This window comes from Phenylobacterium sp., assembly GCF_030654915.1.
Lineage (GTDB): Bacteria > Pseudomonadota > Alphaproteobacteria > Caulobacterales > Caulobacteraceae > Phenylobacterium.
The window spans coordinates 12,030-33,557 of record NZ_JAURWM010000386.1 but is presented as its reverse complement, the minus strand read 5'-3'; the positions used below and the strand labels follow the sequence as shown (position 1 = coordinate 33,557).

The following is a 21,528-nucleotide window of genomic DNA, read 5'->3' as shown; positions in this document are numbered from 1 at the left end:
AAGGGAGACCTAGGTGAGACGCTCTCTCTAGCCAAAACCCTGGCGAGGTTGGAAATGCCGGCGGCGATTGGCAGGGAAATCCTGCTGAAAGGTGGGGGTCGAACTATTGCAGATCACGTAACAGCGGCGGGCCACGTCGTTGAGGCCAAGTTTGGCGAATGGGCGAAGCTTTCAAAACAACAGAAGCGGGCAAAAGCAGAGTACGGAGAAGAGAGATACCGCCATGACCAGTGGCGAAAGGAAGACGTAGGGAAGATCGCCGGCTACGGCGCCGGCATCACCAGCTCGCACCTCGCCGACGAAGCGGGTCGCCATGACTCCAACCGAGGCCTCTCCCCCCTGCTCTTTCCGTCCCCCTAAAACACCACCACGCTTCTGATGCTCTCTCCCGCGTGCATCAGGTCGAAGGCCTTGTTGATGTCTTCGAGCGGCATGACGTGGGTGATCATCGGGTCGATCTGAATCTTTCCGTCCATGTACCAGTCGACGATGGTCGGGACGTCGGTGCGGCCGCGGGCGCCGCCGAAGGCGGAGCCTTTCCAGACCCGGCCGGTGACCAGTTGGAAGGGGCGGGTGGAGATCTCCTTGCCCGCCTCGGCCACGCCGATGACCACGCTCTCGCCCCAGCCTCGATGGCAGGCTTCCAGCGCCTGGCGCATGACCGTGGTGTTGCCGGTGCAGTCGAAGGTGTAGTCGGCGCCGCCGTCTGTCAGGGCGACCAGATGGGCGACGACGTCGGCGCCGCCGATGTCCTTGGGATTGACGAAGTGGGTCATGCCGAACTTACGGCCCCACGCCTCGCGGTCCGGATTGATGTCGACGCCGATGATCATGTCGGCGCCGACCATCTTAAGGCCCTGGATCACGTTGAGGCCGATGCCGCCGAGGCCGAAGACCACGCAGTTGGCGCCCGGCTCGACCTTGGCGGTGTTGACCACCGCGCCCACGCCCGTCGTCACGCCGCAGCCGATGTAGCAAGCCTTGTCGAAGGGAGCGTCGTCGCGGATCTTGGCGACCGCGATCTCCGGCAGGACCGTGTGGTTCGCGAAGGTCGAGCAGCCCATATAGTGGTGGATCGTCTGACCCTTGTACGAGAAGCGGCTGGTGCCGTCCGGCATCAGGCCCTTGCCCTGGGTGCCGCGGATCGCGGTGCAGAGGTTGGTCTTGCGCGACAGGCAGCTTTTGCACTGGCGGCATTCGGGTGTGTAGAGCGGGATGACGTGGTCGCCCGGCTTGACGCTGGTCACGCCGGGGCCGACTTCCAGCACGACCCCGGCGCCTTCATGGCCCAGGATCGAGGGAAACAGGCCCTCGGAGTCCAGGCCGTCCAGAGTGTAGGCGTCGGTGTGGCCGATACCCGTGGCCTTGATCTCGACCAGCACCTCGAAGGCCTTGGGGCCTTCCAGGTCCACCTCCACGATCTCGAGCGGCTTCTTGGCTTCGAAAGCGACGGCGGCGCGGGTCTTCATGGCGTCCTCGTGGGCTGGCGTGGTCCCCTCCCCTACGCCGCGGCGCCGGGGAGGAAAACCCCTTGTGGGTCAGCGGGCGGTGCGGCGGGCGTCGATCGGCCAGACCTCGACCCCGCCGGCCTCGTCCACGACATACATCGCGTCATAGAGGTTGATGGTCGGGTCGATGTGGCCCGGCTGCAGCCAGACGATGTCGCCAACCTTGGGCGCGTCGTCCGGCCAGGCGATGGCGGCGTCCTCGTCGGTTTGGGAGATCGCGGTCGCGAAGGCCAACGGCCCTGAGCCCGCCGCCCGCAGCACACCCATCATCCGCGGATGGAAGATCGCCCCGTGCTCGTCGCCCATAGGCCGCCACCGCGCCCCGGCCGGCGCGCCCGAGGCGACCCGGGCCGGAGGACCATCGACGGAGTGGGCCTTCAGTCCCAGGTCGCAGACCGCGTGTGTCTTGTGCCGCGCCGAGACCACGCTGGCCGCCAGGAACATCGCCTGGGTGAAGGCCCAGGCCTGGCCGTCCGGCGCGCCACAGTCTTCGTACTCGACATCCATGAAGGCGTAGGAGCCGGCCTGCAGTTCGGTGAACACGCCCGAGGCCAGGTCCTCGGTATAGGTGCCGGTGCCGCCGCCGGTGACGACGCCCGGCTTTAGACCCGCCTCGGTCAGTTCACCGACCAGGGCGCCCAGCCGTTGGCGGGTGACGGCGCAGGCGGCGCGGCGCTCGTCCAGTTCAGCCATGTGTTGCAGGTGGCCGAGATAGGCCTGGATGCCGCGATATTCGAGGCCCGGCGAACCGGCCGCGACCTTCGCCAGCGCCGCGACCTGCTCGGGCGGAACGCCGGTGCGATGGGTGCCAAGGTCAATATCGACCACCAGGCCCACGGTGACGCCGGCCTCGGACGCAGCCTTCGAAAGCCGCGCGATCTGGATCTCGTCGTCGGCCACGACAGCGATGCGCACGCCCGCCTTGGCGATGGCCGCGATCCGGGCCGCGCCCCACGCGCCGGGCGGCGAGGTGATCAGCAGGTCGGCGACCCCGGCGGCGGCGAAGGTCTGCGCTTCGCCCACCGTCTGGCAGCACAGGCCCACAGCGCCCAGCTCCACCTGACGGCGGCCGAGCGTCGAGCATTTGTGCATCTTGCCGTGCGCCCGCAGCTTCACGCCGGCGGCGTCGCAGAGCCCTTGCATGGCTGCAAGGTTCTGTTCCAGGGCGGCGCGGCGCACCACCAGGGCGGGCGTCATCGGCGGTTGGAAGTCGGTCGGCGGCCCCATCGGCGTCCCTCATCTGAAATCGCGGCCGCCAGATGAAAGGGTTTCGCCGCCCGGCGCCACCCGCAAAGCGTCGGGTCAGGTCTTTGGCTTAGCGGCCCCAGGGCGACGATGAAGTCCCTCTCCCTCGGGAGAGGCTAGGTGAGGGGGCGACGCATGGCGGCGCTCAACAGCCGATCGGGTGAGGGGCCTAGGCCCCCAAGGGAGAGGAGAAGCTCATGCGCCGTGGCGTTTCCCCGCCCTCAGAGCGCCTTGCCCATCCGCACCAGCGGCACGCGCACGTCGTTGGAGGTTTCGGCTTCGAACGGCTCGATCCGGTGGTAGCCGCAGGCGATATAAAGCGGCTCGCCGCCCAGGGTCGCCGCCATCTCGCAGCTCTTGAAGCTCTCGACGACCGCCTTCTCCTCGCAAAGCGACAGGATCAACCGCCCGACGCCCCGACGCGTGAAGGCCGGATCGGTGTACATGGCCCGCACTCGCGCCGCCTCGCTCGCCGGATCGAGCAGGGCCGCGTCTCGCCCGCTGGTGTGGTCGCCGCCGAACAGGGTCGCGCGCCGGCTCCAGCCGCCACAACCCGCGATGACACCGCTAGACTCGATGACGAAATAGGTCTCGTCGGCGATCAGCTGGGTGTCCAGCCCCATGATCTCGTGCGAGGCGGCGACCTCTTCCGGCGACAGGAAGGCCGGCAGCAACTGGCTGATGGATCGGTCCATCAGCACCGTGAGGGCGGGGATATCGGCGGCGGTCGCCAAGCGCGCGTTCAGCGGCGAACTCAGGGGCTTACTCATCCCCCAGACCTAGCGAAATCGCGCGCCAGCGTCACGTAGCCGCTTGGGGAGCGCCAGCACGTGCCCCGGCTTGGCGCAGTTGGCGCAATGACGTACCAACGCTGCATGGCCAGCGCTTTCGATCTGTTCACGTTGGGCGTGGGGCCGTCTAGCTCCCACACCATGGGTCCGATGACCGCTGGCGGTCGCTTCTTGGAGCACTTGGCAGGCCAAAGACTTCTGGCCCAGGCGACGAGGGTCGAGATCGCGCTCTACGCCTCGCTCGCCCTGACCGGCCGCGGCCACGCCACCGACCGGGCGGTGATCCTCGGCCTGGCCGGCTTCGTCCCCGCCACCATTGATCCCGACACGGCGGACGCCGCCCTGGAAACGATCCGCGCGTCCGGGTTGCTGCAACTTGGGGCCCAAGGGCCGCAGATCGGTTTCGACGAGGCGCGAGACATCCTCTGGCAGGGCCGCACGCGGGTCCCGCAGCATCCCAACGCCCTGGTGTTTCGCGCCTTCGCCGGCGAGGCCCTGTTGGCCGAGCGGCTCTACTTCTCCGTAGGCGGAGGGTTCGTCGTCGACGAGGACGAGATGGCCGCCAATGCGCCGCCGATCCGCGCCCTGCCCCTACCCTATCCCTTCACCTCAGGCGCCGAACTCCTGGACCAAGCGCAGGCCGCGGGCCTGACCATCGCCGAGCTGATGTTCGCAAACGAGACGGCGGTTCGGGCGCCTGACGAAGTGAACGCCGGGCTCGACGCCATCTTCACGGCCATGGAGGCCTGCATCGACCGCGGCGTGCGCCAGGAGGGCTGCTTGCCGGGCGGCCTGAACGTTCGCCGCCGCGCCCGCCAGATCCTGACCGAGCTGATGAGCAAGGTCGAACGCAACATCTCCGATCCGCTCGCGGCTCTCGACTGGGTCAATCTCTGGGCCTTGGCGGTCAACGAAGAGAACGCCTCCGGCGGCCGTGTGGTCACCGCCCCGACCAACGGCGCGGCCGGCCTGCTGCCGGCGGTGCTGCGGTACTACGACCGCTTCTATCGCGGTGACGCCGAGGGGCGGCGAACCTTCCTGCTGACCGCCGCCGCCATCGGCGCGCTCTACAAACGCAACGCCTCGATTTCCGGGGCCGAGGTCGGCTGCCAGGGCGAGGTCGGCGTGGCCTGCTCGATGGCCGCCGCCGGCCTGACCGCGGCGCTAGGCGGCACCAACCAGCAGATCGAGAACGCCGCCGAGATCGGCATGGAGCACAATCTCGGCCTCACCTGCGATCCGATCGGCGGGCTGGTGCAGATCCCCTGCATCGAGCGCAACGCCATGGGCGCGGTGAAGGCCATAGACGCCTCGCGCCTGGCCCTGCTGGGCGATGGCCAGCACACCGTCTCGCTCGACAAGGTGATCGCCACCATGAAGCGCACCGGCGAAGACATGAGCGAAATCTACAAGGAGACCTCGCTCGGCGGTCTCGCCGTCAACGTGGTCGAGTGCTGACAGGCGTTAAGGGGCCTTCCAAACCCCGCGCGCCATCAGCCGCAAATGGCTGGAGATCAGCTTTTCGCGCTCCACCCAGGGGAAGGCCGGCTTGGCGATCAGCAGCGACACCAGCCCATGCATGCTGGACCACACGCTCTGGGTCAGGGCGGCCGGCTCGACGTCCACCGTCAGGCCGCGGCCATGCAGGTCGGATAATTCGCGCAGCAGCACGCCGTAGGTCGACTGTGTTTCGGGTGACAGGGTCACGTCCTGGGGCTTCCACCACGCCTTGATCTGGACGCTCTCGGACATGAAGGCGATCCGATACATCTCCGGGTGCTTCAGGCCGAAGTCGATATAGATCCGCAGCATCTCCATCAGGCATTCGGGCGACACGATCGGTCCCCGATCACCGGCCGCCAGGCTTTGCGCCAACAGGGCGAAGGCGCGGCCGTGCAGCTCGCGGCCGATGTCGTCCTTGGTCGGGAAGTAGGCATAGAGCGTCGGTTGCGAGATCCCGACCGCCTGGGCGATCTGGCGCGTCGAGACCGCGTAGAGCCCAAACTCCGTGAACAGTTTCAGCGCGGCGGCGAGGATCTCCTCGCGCCGCTCGGCCCCTTGGCCCTTGGCCTTCCGAGGTGAGCGTGAGGCGGGCGTATTCATTCTTGTATGCCTGTCATGAGCGTCACCCGCTTGACAATCCCACATTATCGATCACTGATCACCTATCATTGATTGGTTATGGAGATACCGGTGCGGATTAGGCGTTTTCAGAGACCACGCCTCGTTCGCGCCGGTGCGGTGGCGGCCGCCAGCTTGGCCGCCACCGCCGCTTGCGGCAAAGCCGAGAAAGTCGCCGAGGTGCCTCCCCCCGCCTCGGTCGAGGCGGTCCTGGTCCGCGCGCCCGCCGACAGCTCCACCTTGATCGCCACCGGCACGCTCGAACGCCGACGCGAGATGACGCTCTCCTTTCGCATTCCCGGCGTGATCACCGCGCTCGACGTCGATGATGGCGACGTGGTCCGCGCGGGCCAGGTGCTAGCCACGCTCGATCCGGCCGGGGTCGCGGCTGCGGAGGTTCGGGCCGGCGTCGAGGTCGAGCGCGCGCGTCGCGATCTGGCACGCGACCAGACCCTGTTCGAGAAAGGCTTCGTTTCGCGCCAACGCCTGGACGACCGCAAGAGCGCGCTGCGCGCCGCCGAAGCCGGGGCCGGGGCCGCGGCCTTTGACCGCCGCTGGGCGCGCCTGGTCTCTCCCGCCAGCGGCGTGGTGCTGCAACGCACCGCCCAGGCCGGAGAAGTCGTTCAACCGGGACAGGCGGTGCTGCGCATCGCCGACGAAACCAGCCCGCTCACCCTGCGCGCGCCCCTGGCCGATCGCGACGTGTCCCGCGTCCGCGTCGGCCAGAGCGCCAGCGTGCGTATCGACGGCCTCCCCGCCGTCGTGCCCGGACGTGTCGCCCGGGTAGGTGAGCGGGCCGGCCCCCAGACCGGCGCTGTGGACGTGGAGATCGAGCTGATCGGCGTCCACCCGCTGCGCTCGGGTCAGGTGGCGACGGCGGAAATCTCGGTCGGCGGCTCGGCCACGCCCACCCTGTCGCGCATCCCCGCCGAGGCGATCTTGGAAGCCAAGGGCAAGCAGGCCTTCGTGCTGGTGGTCGAAAAGGACGTGGCGCGTCGCCGCCCCGTGGCCTTCGGCGGCTTCGACGGCGATGACGCCCTGATCACCGGCCTGCCGCCTCACGCCCGGGTAATCACTGCCGGGGCCGGCTTCGTCGGCGACGGCGAGAAGGTCCAGGTCGTCGATCCGACGCGGCTGGAAGTGGCGAGCGCCGGAGCGGCGCGGTGAAATTCGACATCGCCGCCTTCGCGGTCCGCAATTGGCAGTTCACGCTCGTCGCGTTCGCCCTGCTGATCATGCTGGGCGTCAACGCCCTGATGACCACGCCGCGCTCCGAGGACCCGCACTTCCCGATCCCCGTCGTCATCGTCCAGGCGGTGCTGCCGGGCGCCGAGCCGGCGGAGATGGAGCAGTTGGTCGCCGATCCGATCGAGGACGCCCTCGACGGGCTGGACGACGTCACCAAGATCACCTCCACCAGCCTCGACGGCGCGGCGGTGGTCAGCGTCGAGTTCGACTGGAGCGTCAACACCGAGCGCAAGTACGACGAGGTCGTGCGGGAGGTGAACGCGCTGCGCCCCAACCTGCCGGCCGGCCTCACTCGCCTGGAAGTTCGCCGCGCGCGCACCACCGAGGTGGCCATCGTCCAGGTCGCCCTGGTCAGCGATCACCTGCCGATGCGCCGGCTTGAGAAGTTGGCCGACAATCTGCGCGAACGCCTGGACCGCGCGCCCGGCGTGCGCGAGGCCCGCTATTGGGGCGCGCCGGCCTCCGAGGTTCGCGTCGCCGTGGACCTGCCGCGCCTGGCCGCCCTACAACTTCCCCCCACCGCCGTCGCCGACGCCCTGCGCGCGGCGGGCGCCGAGACGCCCATTGGCGCGGCCCACGCCGGTGACCGACGCTTCAACGTCAAGGCCGGCGGCGCCTTCCGAGACCTCGCCACCGTGGCCGACACGCCGGTCCGCGCGCTCGATGGCCAGGTGGTCCGCGTTCGCGACGTCGCCACCGTCACCTGGGCCGAGCAGGAGGCCAGCCACCTGGCCCGTTTCAACGGCCAACGCGCGGTCTTCGTGACCGTCACCCAGAAGGACGGCGCCGACGTCGCCAAGGTCACCCAGGGTGTCGAGGCCGCCCTGGCCGACTTCGAGAAGATCCTGCCGGCCGGGGTGAAGCTCGAACGCGGCTTCGTCCAGGCCGACAATGTCGAGCATCGGCTGTCGCGTCTGTTCCGCGACTTCGGCCTGGCGCTCGCGATTGTCATGGTCACTCTGCTGCCGCTCGGTTTCCGGGCCGCCGGGGTGGTGATGTTGTCGATCCCGCTGTCGCTGCTGATCGGCCTGGCCCTGTTGCAGGCGCTTGGCTTCACGGTGAACCAGCTCGCCATCGCCGGCTTCGTGCTCAGCCTGGGCCTCGTGGTCGACGACTCCATCGTCGTCACCGAGAACATCGCCCGCCACCTGCGACAGGGGGCCAGCCGGATCGACGCGGCGATCAACGGGACGCGCCAGATCACCATGGCGGTCATCGGCTGCACCGCCACCCTGATGTTCGCATTCTTGCCGCTGCTCGCTCTACCGGGCGGGTCGGGGGCCTATATCCGTTCGCTACCGGTGACGGTGCTCTGCACGGTCGGAGCCTCGCTGGTCGTGGCCCTGACCATCATCCCGTTCCTGGCCAGCCGCATGCTGTCGCGGCACGAGGACCCGGAGGGCAACGCCATCTTGCAGGCGTTGAACGGCGCGATCCACCGCTTCTACACCCCGGTCCTGCATCGGGCCCTGACGAGGCCGTGGGCCGCCTTCGCGATCATCGCGGCGATCTGCGCCACCACGATCCCCATGCTGGGCGCGATCGGATCAAGTCTGTTCCCCGCCGCCGAGACGCCGCAGTTCCTGGTCCGCATCGAGACCGCCGACGGCACGGCCCTGGCCAAGACCGACCAGGCTCTGCGCTATGTCGAAAAGCGCCTGGCCGCCGTCCCGCAGATCAAGTGGACCTCGGCCAATCTGGGCCGCGGCAATCCGCAGATCTTCTACAATCAGCAGCAGCGTGAAACCCAGACCAACTACGCCGAGGTGTTCGCCGCGCTGAAGGCGTGGGAACCTGGCAAGAGCGAGGTCGTGCTCGATAAGCTGCGCGCCGACTTCGCTCGCTATCCCGGCGCGCGCATCAGCGTCGTCACCTTCGAGAACGGCCCGCCGATAGAGGCGCCGATCGCCGTGCGTATCACCGGCGAGGACCTTGGCGTCCTCAAGACCCTGGCCGCCCGCGCCGAGAACATTCTGAAGACCACGCCCGGAACCCGCGACATCGATAACCCTCTGCGCCTCGACCGCACCGACATCGATCTTGGCGTCGACGAAGCCAAGGCCGCCGCCCTGGGCGTGCCGGCCGGCGGCGCGCGTCGCACCGCGCGCCTGGCCCTGTCGGGCGAGGACGCGGCCCGCTATCGCGACCCCGATGGCGATGACTACCCGGTGCGGGTGCGCCTGCCGATGGAGGGGCGCAACGAGCTCTCGGCCCTGGGCCAGGTCTATGTCCCGACCCAGAACGGCCAGTCGACGCCGCTGGCCGCCGTCGCCGAGCCCCGCTTCCAGTCGAGCCCCGCGCGCATCACGCGCTATGATCGCCAGCGGACCGTGACCGTCACCGCGCACGTCCAGACCGGCCACCTGACCTCGAAGGTCACCGCCGACGTCGAGGCGCGGCTCGCCAAGGAATTGCCGCTGCCCGCCGGCTATCGCCTGTCGATGGGCGGCCAGGCCGAGGCGCAGTCGCAAAGCTTCGCTGGATTGGGTGCGGCGATCCTCATCGCGATCTTCGGCATCCTGGCCATACTGGTGCTGGAGTTCGGCAAGTTCCGCACGGCCCTGGTCGTGGCCGGCGTCATTCCGCTGGGCCTGTTCGGCGCGGTGGCCGCGCTCTGGCTGACCGGCAATTCGCTGTCCTTCACCGCCACCATCGGCCTGATCGCGCTCATCGGCATCGAGTTCAAGAACTCGATCCTGCTGGTCGATTTCACCGAGCAACTTCGCAAGGACGGTATCGGCCTGCGCCAGGCCATCGAGAAGGCCGGCGAGGTCCGCTTCCTGCCGGTGCTGCTGACCTCGGTCACCGCCATCGGCGGCCTGCTGCCGCTGGCGTTCGAAGGATCGGGCCTCTACTCGCCCCTGGCCATCGCCATCATCGGCGGACTGGTCACCTCGACCCTGCTCAGCCGGGTCGCCACGCCGGTGACCTATTGGCTTCTCTCAAGGGGCGAAGAGAAGAACTCAGTCGACTTGGAGCAAGTTGACGTCGAAGCTCAGGCCGCATGAACCCACGTGTATTTGTTTTAGCCCTTTCAACATTCTCATTCGGATCCAGCGCCTTCATTTTCGCAGGCCTTCTGGAATCCATGGCGGTCGATCTCGGCGTCTCCACCGGTGCGGTGGGGCAGCTCCAGACCGCCTATGTGCTGACTTCGGCCCTGGCCGGCCCGCCGCTAGCCATGCTGCTGGGGCGAAGGGAGCGTAAGGGCGTTCTGCTCACCGCCCTGGGCGCCGCCATCGTCTTCAGCCTGCTCTGCATGTTCGCGGCCAATTTCAGCCAGCTCCTGGTGCTGCGCGCCATCCTTGGCGGCATCGCCGCCCTCGCCGGCCCAGCCGCCTCGACCATGGCCGCCAGCCTGGTCGCGCCCGAGCGGCGCGGATCGGCCATGGCCACGGTGATGGGCGGCATGACCATCGCCTTCCTGCTGGGCATTCCGCTGGGCAGCGTCGTCGGCGCAGCCTTCGGCTGGCGCTCCACCTTCGCCCTCTCGGCCCTGCTGTCGGTGATCGCCTTCGCGGCCGTCGCCGTCTTCATTCCCCGTGTCCAGGCGCCGGCCCCGATCAAGGGCGGCAAGCTGGCCATCGGCGTCGCCGCCCCGCTGTGGGCCGCGACCTTCCTGGCCTTTGGCGCCAACATGACCATCTCGACCTACATCGCCCCGATCATCCGCCTGCAGACCGGGATCACCGGCGCGGGCGTCGGAGCCTTTCAGCTGATGATCGGCGTCGGCAGCTTCATCGGCCTCTGGCTCGGCGGCCGCAGCGCCGACCGCGGCAAGGGCGGGTTGTCGGTCGCCCTCGGCTTCCTGGCCCTCGCCGTCGCCGCCGGCCTTCACGAGATCGAATTGCTGGGCGGCGCGCCGGCCGGCGTGCCCACCTACGCGGTGGTCTGCCTGGCGATCTTGATCGCGGCGACGGCGCTGTTCTCGATCATGCCCGTCGTCCAGACGCGGCTGGTGGAGGCCCTCCCAACCGCGGCCCCTATGGCGCTGGCCCTCAACGGGTCGGCCGCATCCTTCGGGCAAGGCCTTGGCGGCGGGCTCGGCGGCGCGATGTTGACCAACTACAACGCTCCGGCCTTGACCTCGGCGGCGATGGTCGTCGCCGTCACCGGTGCGATCTTCTGGGCGGCGACGTCGGGCCGGGTGAAGCAGGTGGCCCCGGCCTGAGGGAGCTCCGCCCCCCGCGGGGGAGGATCTGAGAGATGACAAGACCTCCGCTTCCGGCCAGTCTTGGCGTATGAGCCTCATGCCCCTGCCCGCCCAACCCGCCGATGTTCCCTGGCCGACGGAGGCCTGGCCGCAAGGCGACCTGCCCGCGAGCCTGGACCGCGCCAGCTTCGATAGGCTGCTGGCCCAGGCCTTCGCCAGCGAGGAGGTCGGCGCCACCCACGCCTTCGCCCTGTTCCAGGGCGGCCGGCTGATCTTCGAGCGTTATGGCGAGGGCTTCGGCCCTGGGGCCACCTACCCGTCATGGTCGAAGGCCAAGTCCATCACCCAGGCCCTGGTCGGACTGCTGGTGGGCGACGGCAAGCTGGATATCCACGCCCCAGCCGCCGCGCCCGAATGGAGCGCAGAGGGCGATCCGCGCGCGCCCATCACCCTTGACCAGTTGCTGCGCATGTCCAGCGGCCTGAAGTTCATCGAGGACTATGTCCCGGGCCACACCTCCGACGTCATCGAGATGCTGGGCGCCAGCCGGGGCGACGTCGCCGGATACGCCGCCAGCCAACCCTTGGAGCATGCGCCCGGCAGCTTCTGGTCCTATGCCAGCGGCACGACCAACATCATCGCCAGGCTCGCCGGCCAGGCGGCAGGCGACGACCTCAAGAGCTTCATGTGGGAGCGCCTGTTCGGGCCGCTCGGCATGAAGAGCCCGATCCCCAAGTTCGACGCGGCCGGCACCTTCATCGGCTCGTCCTACTGCTTCGCCACAGCCCATGATTTCGCCCGCTTCGGCCTGCTCTATCTGCGCGGCGGCGTCTGGGAAGGCCGCCAATTGCTGCCGCCCGGCTGGGTCGACTACGCCCGCACGCCCACCTTCCAGCAACCCGGCGTGGCCGAGGGTCGCTACGGCGCCCACTGGTGGCTGGACATCGCCGGCCCCGGCTCGTTCTCGGCCAACGGCTATGACGGCCAGTACACCGTGCTGGTCCCCGACCTCGACCTGATCCTGGTCCGCCACGGCGCCACGCCGTTGGACAAGAAGGACGCCCTCAAGGCGTGGGTCGGCGAGGTGGTGCAGTGCTTCCGCTGATCATCGCCTTCTTCGTCATCGCCGATCTAATCCTGGTCGCCTTCATCCTGGCGCGCGCGCGGCTCAACGACATGAGGGTTCCGATCCGCCGCGATCTCTTCGCGACCGGCGCGCCCCGTCGGATCATGGCGATCTGGGCCCATCCCGACGACGAGATCACCAGCGCCGGGACGCTATCGGCCCTGACCAGCGCCGGCGCCGACCTGACCCTCATCTACCTCACCGCCGGGGAGGCCGCCCGCGACACCGGCTATTCCCGCGAAGACCTAGCCAAGGTCCGCCGCGAGGAGGCCAAGGCGGCCGGCGCGCTGCTCGGCGCCAGTCACGTCGAGGTGCTAAACTTCCCCGACAGCGGCCTGGCCACCACCGACCCCGCCGCGGCCAAGGCGGCTATCGCCGGACTGATCGAGCGCTTCCAGCCCGGCGTCATCGTCAGTTTCGACGAGAAGGTCGGCTTCTACGGCCATCCAGACCACGTCCAGACCGGCCGCTGGGTGCGCGACGTGGTTGATGCAAGCGCCCCTTCGGTGACCCGGCTCTATCAGGCGACCCTGCCCAAGGCCCTGATCTCCCTGGCGCTAAAGCTGGTCCAGGCGTTCCGCGACAACTACCCGAGCGACCCAGCTCGCGGCCTGCCGCCCGCCACCCTGGCCTTCCCGATCGCCCGCCAAGCCAAGATCAAACGTCGGCTGCTGGACGTCCACAAGTCCCAGGCCAAGATCATCGCCGACGTCCAGCCCTACTACGACCGCGTCCCGGCCTGGCTCTACTACCGGCTGTTCGACCGCGAGTATTTCACCCTGGCGGTGGACCGCTGAGCGGCTTGCGGCCCATCAATCCAAGTCGCCCTTCAGCACCACGTCGCGGTACTTGAGCGCCACGGCGGCCGGCATGCCCGACCAGCCCTGCAGCAGCGAGCCCCGGCCCCAGGGCGGCGAGAAGTACTCGACCGCGCCCATCCAGCCCTTCTCCAGGCAGATCTCCCACCACCGCACCATCGGATAGCGCCAGCCCGGCAGGCCGCGCCGCAGCCGCTCCTCTGCATAGACCCCGTCCAGCCAGGGCCAGTCGGAGCCGTTGTGGTAGCGGAAGGCGAAGGACGACTTCGAATGGGTGTCGGCGCTGTGCTTGAACGGCGGGTAGACGCACATCATGCCCCAGTCGCCATAGGACTGGTCTGCATTGTGCCGGGTCTCCAGCCGGCGGCGCACCGCCTCCAGCACCTGCAGCGCCCGCGGCTCGGACACCGCGTCGTGGCGCAGCAGTGTCAGACTGTCCAACGTCAGGTGATCCTCGAGGGTCGGCTCGACATCCTCCAGCCCCTCGGGCGCGGCATAGTCGGCGTACCAGCCGTCCGGCCGCCACAGCTCGGTCTCGATGGCCGCGCGGGTGGTCACCGCCACGGCCTTGGCCTGCTCGCCAAGCGGGGGATCAAGGCGCGCGCCCAACTTGGCGATGGCGTCCAGGGCGCCTACCCAGAGGCCCAGATCGTAGGCGACATAGCCGCCGCGATAGACATTGTCGGCCCAGTCGCGGTCGTGACGCGGCTTCACCGGCAGATGGGTCTGGGTGAAGGCGCGGTAGCGAGCGAAGATCGCCTTCACCAGCGGCCAGTGGCGCTCGGCCGGTTCGAGATCGCCGGTGACCCGCACGTAGTCGCCGATAGCCAAGATAAAGAACAGCGGGCTGTCGAAGTGATCGCTCCACCAGTCGATCGAGCGGGTGTGGATCCAGTCCATGCCAAAGGCGGTGGTCCGCAGATACTCCCAGGCGCGGGCTTGTTCCGGGCCTGAAACGATCACGCCGCTGGGCGCCTCGCCATCGGCCTGCACACCCGAGGCCAGGATCTCGATCTGTTCGTGGACCATGGCCGGCGCCACATCGAGCAGGAGTTGCAGCGTCCAGTATCCGTCGCGGTAATAGGTCCGGGCGGGGGCCGAGTAGTGCAACCCTGCCGCCAGGCCGTCGAAGCGCCCGCGCTCGTCGCGTCGCACGCTGGAGAGCGCTGCGTGCGTTCCCTGCATCACCATGCTGCGCAACACCGGATCGGCCTCCGGCATCCGGTCGCAGTGGGCGGCATAGGCCACCGCCTCGCCGATGATCGTCTCGACTGAGAACCGCAAGGCGCGCTCGGCCTCGCCGATATCGGTGCCCGCCGCGACGACCAGGTCAGGTCCGCGCTGCTCGATCAGCACATTGGCCCACGGCAAGTCGATCCGCCGCCGCCCCTTCTCGCGCTTCACATGGCTCTTCGGATGGGCCGTTCGATCCCAACTGGCGCAGTGCTTGGCGGGCGTGAAGCCGCGATAGGTCGCCCCGCAGATCACCATCACCGGGGCTTCCTGGGCGACGTGGACGGCTCCCGTCGCCGCGCTCAGGCTGTTGGGGCCGTAGACATAGGGTCCGTCCAGGCTGGTGAACCGCAGTCGCCCAAGATCGCCCTCGCCCCATAGGGCCAGATCCGCCGATCCCTTGGCGGAAAGCTCGCCCTGCAGTCGCGGCGCCATGATCGGCAGCACCACGGCCTGCTTGCTTTCGACCAGGCCGTCAGGGCGCGCCTTCAGGACAGCTTCTGGCAATGGACCACTCCGGCTGCTGCGACACGCTCTAGCATCTATGAACGCGGAAACCCGTCGTTCGGTCGCGCGGCCCTAGCGGCGAACCGCGGTGATGATGTCGCGTAGATTGGGGCCCGACACGATCTCGATCCAGTAGCCGTCCGGGTCCTTGATGAAGGCCAGCCCCTTCATCGCCCCGTCGTTCGGCCGCTTGACGAACTCGACGCCCAGCTCCTCGAACCGGATGCAGGCGGTGGCGACGTCGGGCACCGACAGCCCGATATGGCCAAAGCCGCGCGGGTCGGAATTGCCGTTGTGATAGGCGAAGTCGGGGTCGCTCTCGGTCCCCCAGTTATGAGTGAACTCCAGTAGCGCCGGCTGTTCGAACACCCACTTCACCCGCTCGGCTGGGTCGCTGGGGATATCGCCGCCCGGATAGCCCATGAAGTAGAGAGAGAACTTGCCTGCTTCGAAATCATAGCGATCCAGCAGGGTCATCCCCAGCACATCGCGATAGAATGGCACGGTCTTCTCCGGATCCTTGATCCGCAGCATGGTCTGGTTCAGCACGAACCCGTCGGTCTCGCTCATTCTAAAACTCCGCTCATCCCGGCGAAAGCCGGGACCCAGATGGGTAGCTCAGACGCGGGTTCTACAGACTCAAAGCTGATCCAAACAGCTGCGGCCGAAGAGATCTGGGTCCCGGCTTTCGCCGGGATGAGCAGTGGGAATATGGCCGCTAAGCCTGCCCGTGCGCCCGCAGCGCCACGGCCAGTTCTTCACGCATCATCGTCCTAAGGCGTTCCGGCGCCAGGATCTGCACCTTGTCGCCCCAGGTGAACAGGTGCCAGGCCAGTTCGCGCATGCCGCCGGCCGTGAACCGCACCAGCACGCTGCCGTCTGCCTGCGCCTCTACGACCTGGGTCGGGTGGAACCGCCAGCCCAGCGCCTCCTCCGCGCCATGCGGCAGGACCCGCAGCGCCACTTCCTCGACCTCGTCCTGATAGATGCCGAAACTGCGGTGCATGAAGGCCTGCAGCGAGAAGTCTTCGGGTCGGGTTCCAGGCGCGTCGGACACGGCGATATCGCGCACTCGGTCGAGTCGCCAGGTGCGCGGCTCGACCGACTCGCCCTCGGCCCCGACCAGGTAGTTCGAGCGGCCGAACAGCAGTCCAAAAGGAGTGATCTCCCGCACCCGACCGGGCGATGAACCGCCTTCATAGCGGAACCGCAGTCGCTTCAATGACTTAATGGCTTCGCGCACCGCGCCCAGGATCTCATCGTCCTCGAAGGGACGCGGTCCGGCGTGGATCGCCATGGTCTCGGCCTCCAGCAAGGCCTCCATGTCCGGCGCGAGCTTGCGGCGCGCCCCTGCGCGAATGGCGGAGAGGACCTTTTGTTCGAGCGACTGCAAGGCCCCCGCCCGCGTCCTGGCCCCCGCGGCCTTGAACTGCTCGGCGGCCGCCCGCAGGGCGGCGAACTCATCGGCGCTCGGAGCCTGGAAGATGCCGTCGAGCCCCGAGGGGATGCGGAACCGCCGGGTCGGCGGGTCGTCCACCTCCTCCATCTGGGGGAACGCTTCACGGACCGCGTCGCGCATCCGCTCGGCCGTGCGCCGGCCGACGTCCAGCCGGTCGGCCATTTCGTCGAGGGTCAGCCCCTCGGCCGAGGCCGCCAGCATCCGGGCCAATTCCAGCAGCCGCGCCGCCTTCTCGTGCCTCATTTGTTCTCCCCGGAAATATGCGTCCGATTCTGACGCATCGGCATTCTATCAAGATCATGCCGAGACGAAAGGAGCTCCCGATGCCCTCCACGAACCGAGTGACCCGCTTCCGCCGCGCTTACCAGGAACCGCTATTCCTGTTCGACGCCCGCCGCCCGATGGCGCCGGCCACGACGCAGATGATCGACCAGGTCATCACCCACGCCGACGTCGCGGTCCATATGGCCGGCGATCGCCTGAAGCTGCGCCTCAGCGCCGAGATGATCGAGGACCTTCAAGCTCAAGGGAAACTCGACGGCGGGGCCGCCCGGCTGGCCGACCTGACCGTGGTCTGGGATGAACGCGAGGGTCAGGTGATCACCGTCCGCGACGACGCCCGCCTGCGCGACGCCGCCAATCGCTGGGCCGAATGGGACTCGCTGTGGGACGAAGAGAGCTTCGCCCCCGAACCCATCCGCCACTCCGCCGCCGCCTAAGTCCTACCGTCTCGGCGTCTGCCCTCCCTATCGGGAATCCCGACCTACGAAGTTCGTCAGAGCTCAAAACTAGTGTTGCGAGTCATTCTCACTAGCAATAGGCTTCGAGTCTGAGGAGCGCGCATCCCATGCCACAGCCCGACGACATCGCCCCCGCCCAACTCTGCGACCTGCTGCAGGGAGAGCATATGCTGCTCTGGGCGTTCCGGGCCACGGCTTTCGGAGCCGGCGACTGCCATCTCATCCGCCGCCAGTTCGAGGAGTCCTGCGGGCCGATGGGCGTCCAGGCCCTGACAGCTCTTTCGGTCTTCGTCCGCGAGCTGGGCCAGAACGGCCGGCGCAAGGTGACGCTGGCGGCGCCCGGCTCCTACCGCATGACTCGCGACGAGCAGTCGATCCTGGCCCTGTTCGCCGCCGCCCAGGCTGAGGACTACACCCGGATGGAGGCCCACCTCGCCTGGCTGCTGGCCGACCAGCCCCGCGCTCCCTTCCCGGCTGCGGCCTGCCTCGTCGCCCAGGCGCTGGAGATGCACGGTTTCGTCCTACGGCTCCCGCCAGTGGAGGCGGGACCGGCCCCGGCCCCCATCCGCCACGACGACGTGGTCACCCCGTTCCGGCGACGCGCCTCCTGATGGCGCGGATCGATCACCTGGTCTGGGCCGCCCCGGACCTCGACCGCGCCATCGACGAGCTACAGACCCGCACCGGACGGCGAGCCATCACCGGCGGCGCCCATCCTGGCGCCGGCACGCGCAATGCGATCCTGGGCCTTTCGGGCCGCAGCTATCTAGAGATCCTGGCCCCGGATCCGGCCCAGGCCAACATCGCAACGCCCGCCGCTAGCCTCTCCAAGCTGGCTGGACCCGTCTTGCACACCTTCGCCGTCGCCACCGACCGGCTCGACCGCGTCGCCGTCAAGCTGGAGCAGGCCGGCCTGCCGCACGCCGGGATCATCCCGATGTCGCGCCAATTGCCCACCGGCCGGCTGGTGCGCTGGCGACTGTTGATCCCCGCCGGCCACACCTATGGCCCGCTGGTCCCGTTCTTCATCGACTGGGGCGATAGTCCCCACCCGGCCGACGACACGCAGGACGGCTGCAGCCTGGCCGGGCTGAGCCTGAGCCACCCGGAGGCCTGGAGCCTGGGGCCGTTGCTGGAAAAGCTGGACATCGAGGTCGACGTCCGGGCGGGTCCCCCCGCGATCACCGCCGCGCTCGAAACACCCACCGGCCTCGTGCGGCTCTCGTCCCTCGACCACGTCCCCGGCTAAGCACAATCACGCGTCGTCCGGCGCGCCCAGTTGCACGGCCTCGTATGTTCCACCGTTGATCGAAGAGTGAAATAACACCGTGATCCGACGCACGCCCCAGCCAAAGGAGGGCAAGGTGCAAGTGGATCAATCCAAACTCGAGGCCTTCCAAGGCAAGATGGTTGGGGACATGGGCGCCGCCGTCTCCGCCGCGCTGGTCATCGTCGGCGACAAGCTCGGCCTCTACAAAGCCCTGACCGAGATCGGACCCGCCACCCCCGGCCAACTGGCCGCCGCCACCGACACGTCCGAGCGTTATGTCCGCGAATGGCTCTCAGCCCAGGCAGCCGCCGAATACATCGACTATGACCGCGCCACCGGCCTGTTCTCCATGAGCCCCGAACAGTCGGCGGTCTTCGCCGACGACGGCGGACCGGCCTTCATGGCCGGCGGGTTCGAACTGCTGGCAGCCATGTTCCGCGACGAACCCAAGGTCACGGCGGTCTTCAAGACCGGCAAGGGCATGGGCTGGCACGAACACGACGCCTGCCTGTTCCGTGGCACCGAGCGGTTCTTCCGCCCAGGCTACAACGCCAACCTCACCAGCACCTGGATCCCGGCGATGGACGGCGTCGAGGATCGGCTACGCGCCGGCGCACGGGTCGCCGACGTGGGCTGCGGCCACGGCGCCTCGACGGTGCTGATGGCCCAGGCCTATCCCAACTCGCAATTCTACGGCTTCGACTATCATCCCGCCTCCATCGAACGGGCGCGGGAAGCGGCCAAGGAGGCGGGCGTGGAGGATCGCGTCGAGTTCGCCGTCGCCTCGGCCAAGGATTTCGACGGCGGCGACTACGACATGATCGCCATCTTCGACGCCCTGCACGACATGGGCGATCCGGTCGGCGCCGCGCGGCACATCCGCGAGCATCTGACGCCCGGCGGGTCCTGGTTGCTGGTCGAGCCGTTCGCCAACGACGACCTGGCCGACAACCTGAACCCGGTCGGCCGGCTGTTCTACTCGGCCTCCACCATGATCTGCACGCCCGCCTCCCTCAGCCAGGAGGTCGGCCTTGGCCTCGGCGCCCAGGCCGGCGAAGCGCGGCTGAAGAAGGTGACGCAGGACGCCGGCTTCACCCGCTTCCGCAGAGCGACCGAAACGCCCTTCAACATGGTGTTCGAGGTGAGGCCGTAGGCGCTTCGATTGTCGAGGCGCGGGGCGGCTGGTTCATCTAGATTTCCGGTCATCGACGACCGCGAAGGGAATGAGTAGATGAGCCAGCCGAGCCTGCCCTGGGAGGGTGGATGCCGCTGCGGACAGGTACGGCTGAAGATCAGCGCGCCGCCGCTCGTGACCATGGCCTGCCACTGCGCGGGCTGCCAGAAGATGTGCGCCAGCGCCTTCTCGCTCAGCGCCGCCATCCCCAGCGACGGGTTCGAAATCACTCAGGGCGAACCGGTGATCGGCGGCCTGCATGGCGCCACCCGCCACTACTTCTGCCCGCGTTGCATGAGCTGGATGTTCACCCGGCCCGAAGGCATGGACTTCTTCGTGAACCTGCGGCCGACCATGCTCGACGACGCCAGCTGGTTCACGCCCTTCATTGAGACCTTCACCAGCGAAGGGCTGCCCTGGGCCGCCACCGGAGCCCCTCACAGCTACGAAGCTTTCCCGCCCTTCGAGGCGTTCGACGGCCTGATCCAAGGCTATGCCGAGCAGGTGGCCACGCCGGCGACCTGACAGGGGCGACCTACCAGATCAGGTGGGGCAAAGCCTGGCGGCGCTGGGGATCGGTCCGATGCTCGAACAGATAGATGCCCTGGCCACGGCCCAGCGCCAGGGCGCCGTCGATCACCGGCACGCCCAACTGCACCTGAGTGAGGGCCGCGCGGATGTGAGCCGGCATGTCGTCCGGCCCGTCTATGTCATGGTCGTAGAGCCCGGCCACCTGCGGCGCGAGGCGCACAAAGAACGCTTCGAGGTCGGCCTTCATGTCCTCGTCGCGCCCCTGGATGAGCAGCGATGCTGAAGTGTGCGGGCAAACAATGGTCAGCAGCCCTTGGCATGCCTCCTGACCGGCCAGCCAGGCGCCGACCGCCTCTGTGACGTCGTGCAGCCCCGAGCCCCTGGTTGGGATGTCGAGGGTGTGGACGGCGATGTTCATCTCAACCCCGCACGGCCGAGACCAGCAGGAACATCGGCCGTTCGACCTCCTCGGCCAGGGCGGGTTGGGCGGCGATCTGGTCAAGCGTCGGACAGAACTCCTCGACATGCGTGACCCTGAAGCCGGCAGCGATCAGGGCGTTCAAGGTCGTCCCCAAGGTCCGGTGATGCTTGACGACCCCAGGCGCCAACCAGTCGGTCGTTCGCGGGCCTTCCACCAGATACCGGTTCAGCGGCCAGATCCGTCGCCCGTCAACGCCGCTCGCCCAGCCGGGCGACGTCGGCGCCATATAGATCGGATGCTCTGTCGAGAACACCAGCCGCCCGCCGGGCCGCAGGGCGCGGTGGATTTGCGCATAGAGCCGCGAGGCGTCCTCCACATAATGAAAGGCGAGCGAGCTATAGGCCAGGTCGAACCCGCCCTCCTGCAGCGCCAGGTGCTGCAGGTCGGCGACTTCATAGGTGATCGCCGCGTCGGAGGTCCCCGAGCGCGCCCGGGCCAGCATCTTCTCCGACAGGTCCAGCCCCAACACCCGGGCCGCGCCGTTCTCCCTCGCCCAGCGACAGAACCAACCAAAGCCGCAGCCGAGATCGACGACGTCGAGGCCGTCCATCTCCGGCAGCATGGCTTGCAGGGCCGGCCACTCCGCCGCCCCATCCAGCCCGGCGAGCGAACGGCCAAGCTGGCTATAGGCCGCGAAGAATTCGGCTTGATCGTAGATGTTCTGCGCCATCGCCTGCCTGGTCTCCTACGCCGCCGACTGTAGGCCCCGCCAGCGCGCGCCCACCACCCATGGCGCACTCATTTCGCCCGAGGACAGGCCCATTGGCGAGGGCCACCGCGTCAGCGCATGATGCTGACGAAGAGGAGCGTTCATGACCGACCTGCCCGACGTCGTCCGTACCGATAGCCAATTCGAAATCCGCTTAGGCGACGCCGTCGCCTTCGCCCAATACCGAGTGAAGGGCGACAGCATCATCTTCCCGCATACCGTGGTGCCGGACGCCTTCGCGGGCCAAGGCGTCGGCAAACGCCTCGTCGAGGCCGGCCTCGCCTACGCCAAGGCGCAGAACCTGCTGGTTCGCCCGCACTGCTCGTTCTTCAAGGCCTACATCGCCAAGCGACCCGAATTGCACGCCATGGTCCATCCCGACGAGCGGGCGACCCTGACCCCCGCCTGAAGCGA

22 protein-coding genes are annotated in these 21,528 nt (G+C 68.2%); 13 read left to right on the top strand and 9 right to left on the bottom strand.

Features of this window, described 5'->3' with window-relative positions:
* Positions 1–360 (top strand): hypothetical protein (locus Q7T84_RS20115; RefSeq protein ID WP_304812664.1); only part of this gene is annotated, 360 nt, incomplete at its 5' end.
* Here Q7T84_RS20115 and Q7T84_RS20110 read toward each other — a convergent pair.
* The 3 genes from Q7T84_RS20110 to Q7T84_RS20100 all read right to left on the bottom strand — a co-directional run bounded on the left by Q7T84_RS20110 (position 357) and on the right by Q7T84_RS20100 (position 3,523).
* A complete protein-coding gene (locus tag Q7T84_RS20110) occupies positions 357–1,469 on the bottom strand; it encodes an S-(hydroxymethyl)glutathione dehydrogenase/class III alcohol dehydrogenase (protein ID WP_304812662.1) in 1,113 nt (370 codons plus the stop codon). The genes Q7T84_RS20115 and Q7T84_RS20110 overlap by 4 nt on opposite strands.
* Positions 1,470–1,538: 69 nt before the next feature.
* Entirely contained in the window at positions 1,539–2,735 is a 1,197-nt protein-coding gene (locus tag Q7T84_RS20105) for an alanine racemase (protein WP_304812659.1), read from the bottom strand.
* A 239-nt stretch (positions 2,736–2,974) separates the two neighbouring features.
* A complete protein-coding gene (locus Q7T84_RS20100) occupies positions 2,975–3,523 on the bottom strand; it encodes a GNAT family N-acetyltransferase (RefSeq protein ID WP_304812656.1) in 549 nt (182 codons plus the stop codon).
* 87 nt (positions 3,524–3,610) lie between these two features.
* Here Q7T84_RS20100 and Q7T84_RS20095 point away from each other — a divergent pair, with 87 nt between their 5' ends.
* Positions 3,611–5,002 carry an L-serine ammonia-lyase gene (locus tag Q7T84_RS20095; RefSeq protein ID WP_304812653.1) on the top strand — a complete coding sequence of 464 codons (1,392 nt, stop codon included), beginning with the start codon at positions 3,611–3,613 and terminating at the stop codon, positions 5,000–5,002.
* 6 nt (positions 5,003–5,008) lie between these two features.
* On the opposite strand, the gene Q7T84_RS20090 is transcribed toward Q7T84_RS20095, so the two are convergent.
* Positions 5,009–5,647: a TetR/AcrR family transcriptional regulator gene (locus Q7T84_RS20090; RefSeq protein ID WP_304812649.1), complete on the bottom strand. Its 639-nt coding sequence runs from the start codon at positions 5,645–5,647 to the stop codon at positions 5,009–5,011.
* Between the two features lie 153 nt (positions 5,648–5,800).
* Between Q7T84_RS20090 and Q7T84_RS20085 the strand changes: the two genes are divergently transcribed.
* The 5 genes from Q7T84_RS20085 to Q7T84_RS20065 all read left to right on the top strand — a co-directional run bounded on the left by Q7T84_RS20085 (position 5,801) and on the right by Q7T84_RS20065 (position 12,989).
* A complete protein-coding gene (locus Q7T84_RS20085) occupies positions 5,801–6,832 on the top strand; it encodes an efflux RND transporter periplasmic adaptor subunit (RefSeq protein WP_304812644.1) in 1,032 nt (343 codons plus the stop codon).
* Complete coding sequence (locus Q7T84_RS20080; RefSeq protein ID WP_304812642.1) at positions 6,829–9,921, top strand: efflux RND transporter permease subunit; 3,093 nt, start codon at positions 6,829–6,831, stop codon at positions 9,919–9,921. The genes Q7T84_RS20085 and Q7T84_RS20080 overlap by 4 nt, the downstream gene beginning before the upstream one ends.
* On the top strand, positions 9,918–11,084 hold the full coding sequence (locus Q7T84_RS20075; protein WP_304812640.1) for an MFS transporter: 1,167 nt from the start codon (positions 9,918–9,920) through the stop codon (positions 11,082–11,084). The genes Q7T84_RS20080 and Q7T84_RS20075 overlap by 4 nt, the downstream gene beginning before the upstream one ends.
* 79 nt (positions 11,085–11,163) lie before the next feature.
* Complete coding sequence (locus Q7T84_RS20070) at positions 11,164–12,171, top strand: serine hydrolase (protein WP_304812637.1); 1,008 nt, start codon at positions 11,164–11,166, stop codon at positions 12,169–12,171.
* Positions 12,159–12,989 carry a PIG-L deacetylase family protein gene (locus Q7T84_RS20065; protein ID WP_304812635.1) on the top strand — a complete coding sequence of 277 codons (831 nt, stop codon included), beginning with the start codon at positions 12,159–12,161 and terminating at the stop codon, positions 12,987–12,989. Before Q7T84_RS20070 ends, Q7T84_RS20065 begins: the two co-directional genes overlap by 13 nt.
* Positions 12,990–13,004: 15 nt before the next feature.
* On the opposite strand, the gene Q7T84_RS20060 is transcribed toward Q7T84_RS20065, so the two are convergent.
* The 3 genes from Q7T84_RS20060 to Q7T84_RS20050 form a co-directional block, all read right to left on the bottom strand.
* The gene (locus tag Q7T84_RS20060) at positions 13,005–14,750 is read right to left on the bottom strand and encodes an amylo-alpha-1,6-glucosidase (protein ID WP_304812632.1); all 1,746 of its coding nucleotides are present in this window, start codon (positions 14,748–14,750) and stop codon (positions 13,005–13,007) included.
* Positions 14,751–14,822: 72 nt separating this feature from the next.
* The gene (gloA, locus tag Q7T84_RS20055; RefSeq protein WP_304812629.1) at positions 14,823–15,320 is read right to left on the bottom strand and encodes a lactoylglutathione lyase; all 498 of its coding nucleotides are present in this window, start codon (positions 15,318–15,320) and stop codon (positions 14,823–14,825) included.
* Between the two features lie 148 nt (positions 15,321–15,468).
* Positions 15,469–16,452: a YafY family protein gene (locus Q7T84_RS20050; protein ID WP_304812626.1), complete on the bottom strand. Its 984-nt coding sequence runs from the start codon at positions 16,450–16,452 to the stop codon at positions 15,469–15,471.
* An 80-nt stretch (positions 16,453–16,532) separates the two neighbouring features.
* On the opposite strand from Q7T84_RS20050, the gene Q7T84_RS20045 reads away from it, so the two are divergent.
* The 5 genes from Q7T84_RS20045 (at position 16,533) to Q7T84_RS20025 (ending at position 19,918) form a co-directional block, all read left to right on the top strand.
* Positions 16,533–16,928 carry a hypothetical protein gene (locus Q7T84_RS20045; RefSeq protein WP_304812624.1) on the top strand — a complete coding sequence of 132 codons (396 nt, stop codon included), beginning with the start codon at positions 16,533–16,535 and terminating at the stop codon, positions 16,926–16,928.
* 128 nt (positions 16,929–17,056) lie between these two features.
* Entirely contained in the window at positions 17,057–17,560 is a 504-nt protein-coding gene (locus Q7T84_RS20040; RefSeq protein ID WP_304812621.1) for a hypothetical protein, read from the top strand.
* Positions 17,560–18,198, top strand: a complete 639-nt coding sequence (locus tag Q7T84_RS20035) for a VOC family protein (protein WP_304812619.1) — start codon at positions 17,560–17,562, stop codon at positions 18,196–18,198. The genes Q7T84_RS20040 and Q7T84_RS20035 overlap by 1 nt, the downstream gene beginning before the upstream one ends.
* A 115-nt stretch (positions 18,199–18,313) precedes the next feature.
* Positions 18,314–19,372, top strand: a complete 1,059-nt coding sequence (locus tag Q7T84_RS20030) for a trans-aconitate 2-methyltransferase (protein ID WP_304812617.1) — start codon at positions 18,314–18,316, stop codon at positions 19,370–19,372.
* A gap of 78 nt (positions 19,373–19,450) precedes the next feature.
* Positions 19,451–19,918, top strand: a complete 468-nt coding sequence (locus Q7T84_RS20025; RefSeq protein WP_304812615.1) for a GFA family protein — start codon at positions 19,451–19,453, stop codon at positions 19,916–19,918.
* A gap of 10 nt (positions 19,919–19,928) precedes the next feature.
* Here the strand turns inward: Q7T84_RS20025 and Q7T84_RS20020 are convergent, their stop codons facing one another.
* On the bottom strand, positions 19,929–20,342 hold the full coding sequence (locus Q7T84_RS20020; protein WP_304812613.1) for a secondary thiamine-phosphate synthase enzyme YjbQ: 414 nt from the start codon (positions 20,340–20,342) through the stop codon (positions 19,929–19,931).
* Position 20,343: 1 nt separating this feature from the next.
* A complete protein-coding gene (locus Q7T84_RS20015) occupies positions 20,344–21,075 on the bottom strand; it encodes a bifunctional 2-polyprenyl-6-hydroxyphenol methylase/3-demethylubiquinol 3-O-methyltransferase UbiG (RefSeq protein WP_304812611.1) in 732 nt (243 codons plus the stop codon).
* A 142-nt stretch (positions 21,076–21,217) separates the two neighbouring features.
* Between Q7T84_RS20015 and Q7T84_RS20010 the strand changes: the two genes are divergently transcribed.
* Positions 21,218–21,523 (top strand): GNAT family N-acetyltransferase, encoded by a 306-nt coding sequence (locus Q7T84_RS20010; RefSeq protein WP_304812609.1) that lies wholly within the window; start codon positions 21,218–21,220, stop codon positions 21,521–21,523.
* Positions 21,524–21,528: the final 5 nt, after the last annotated feature.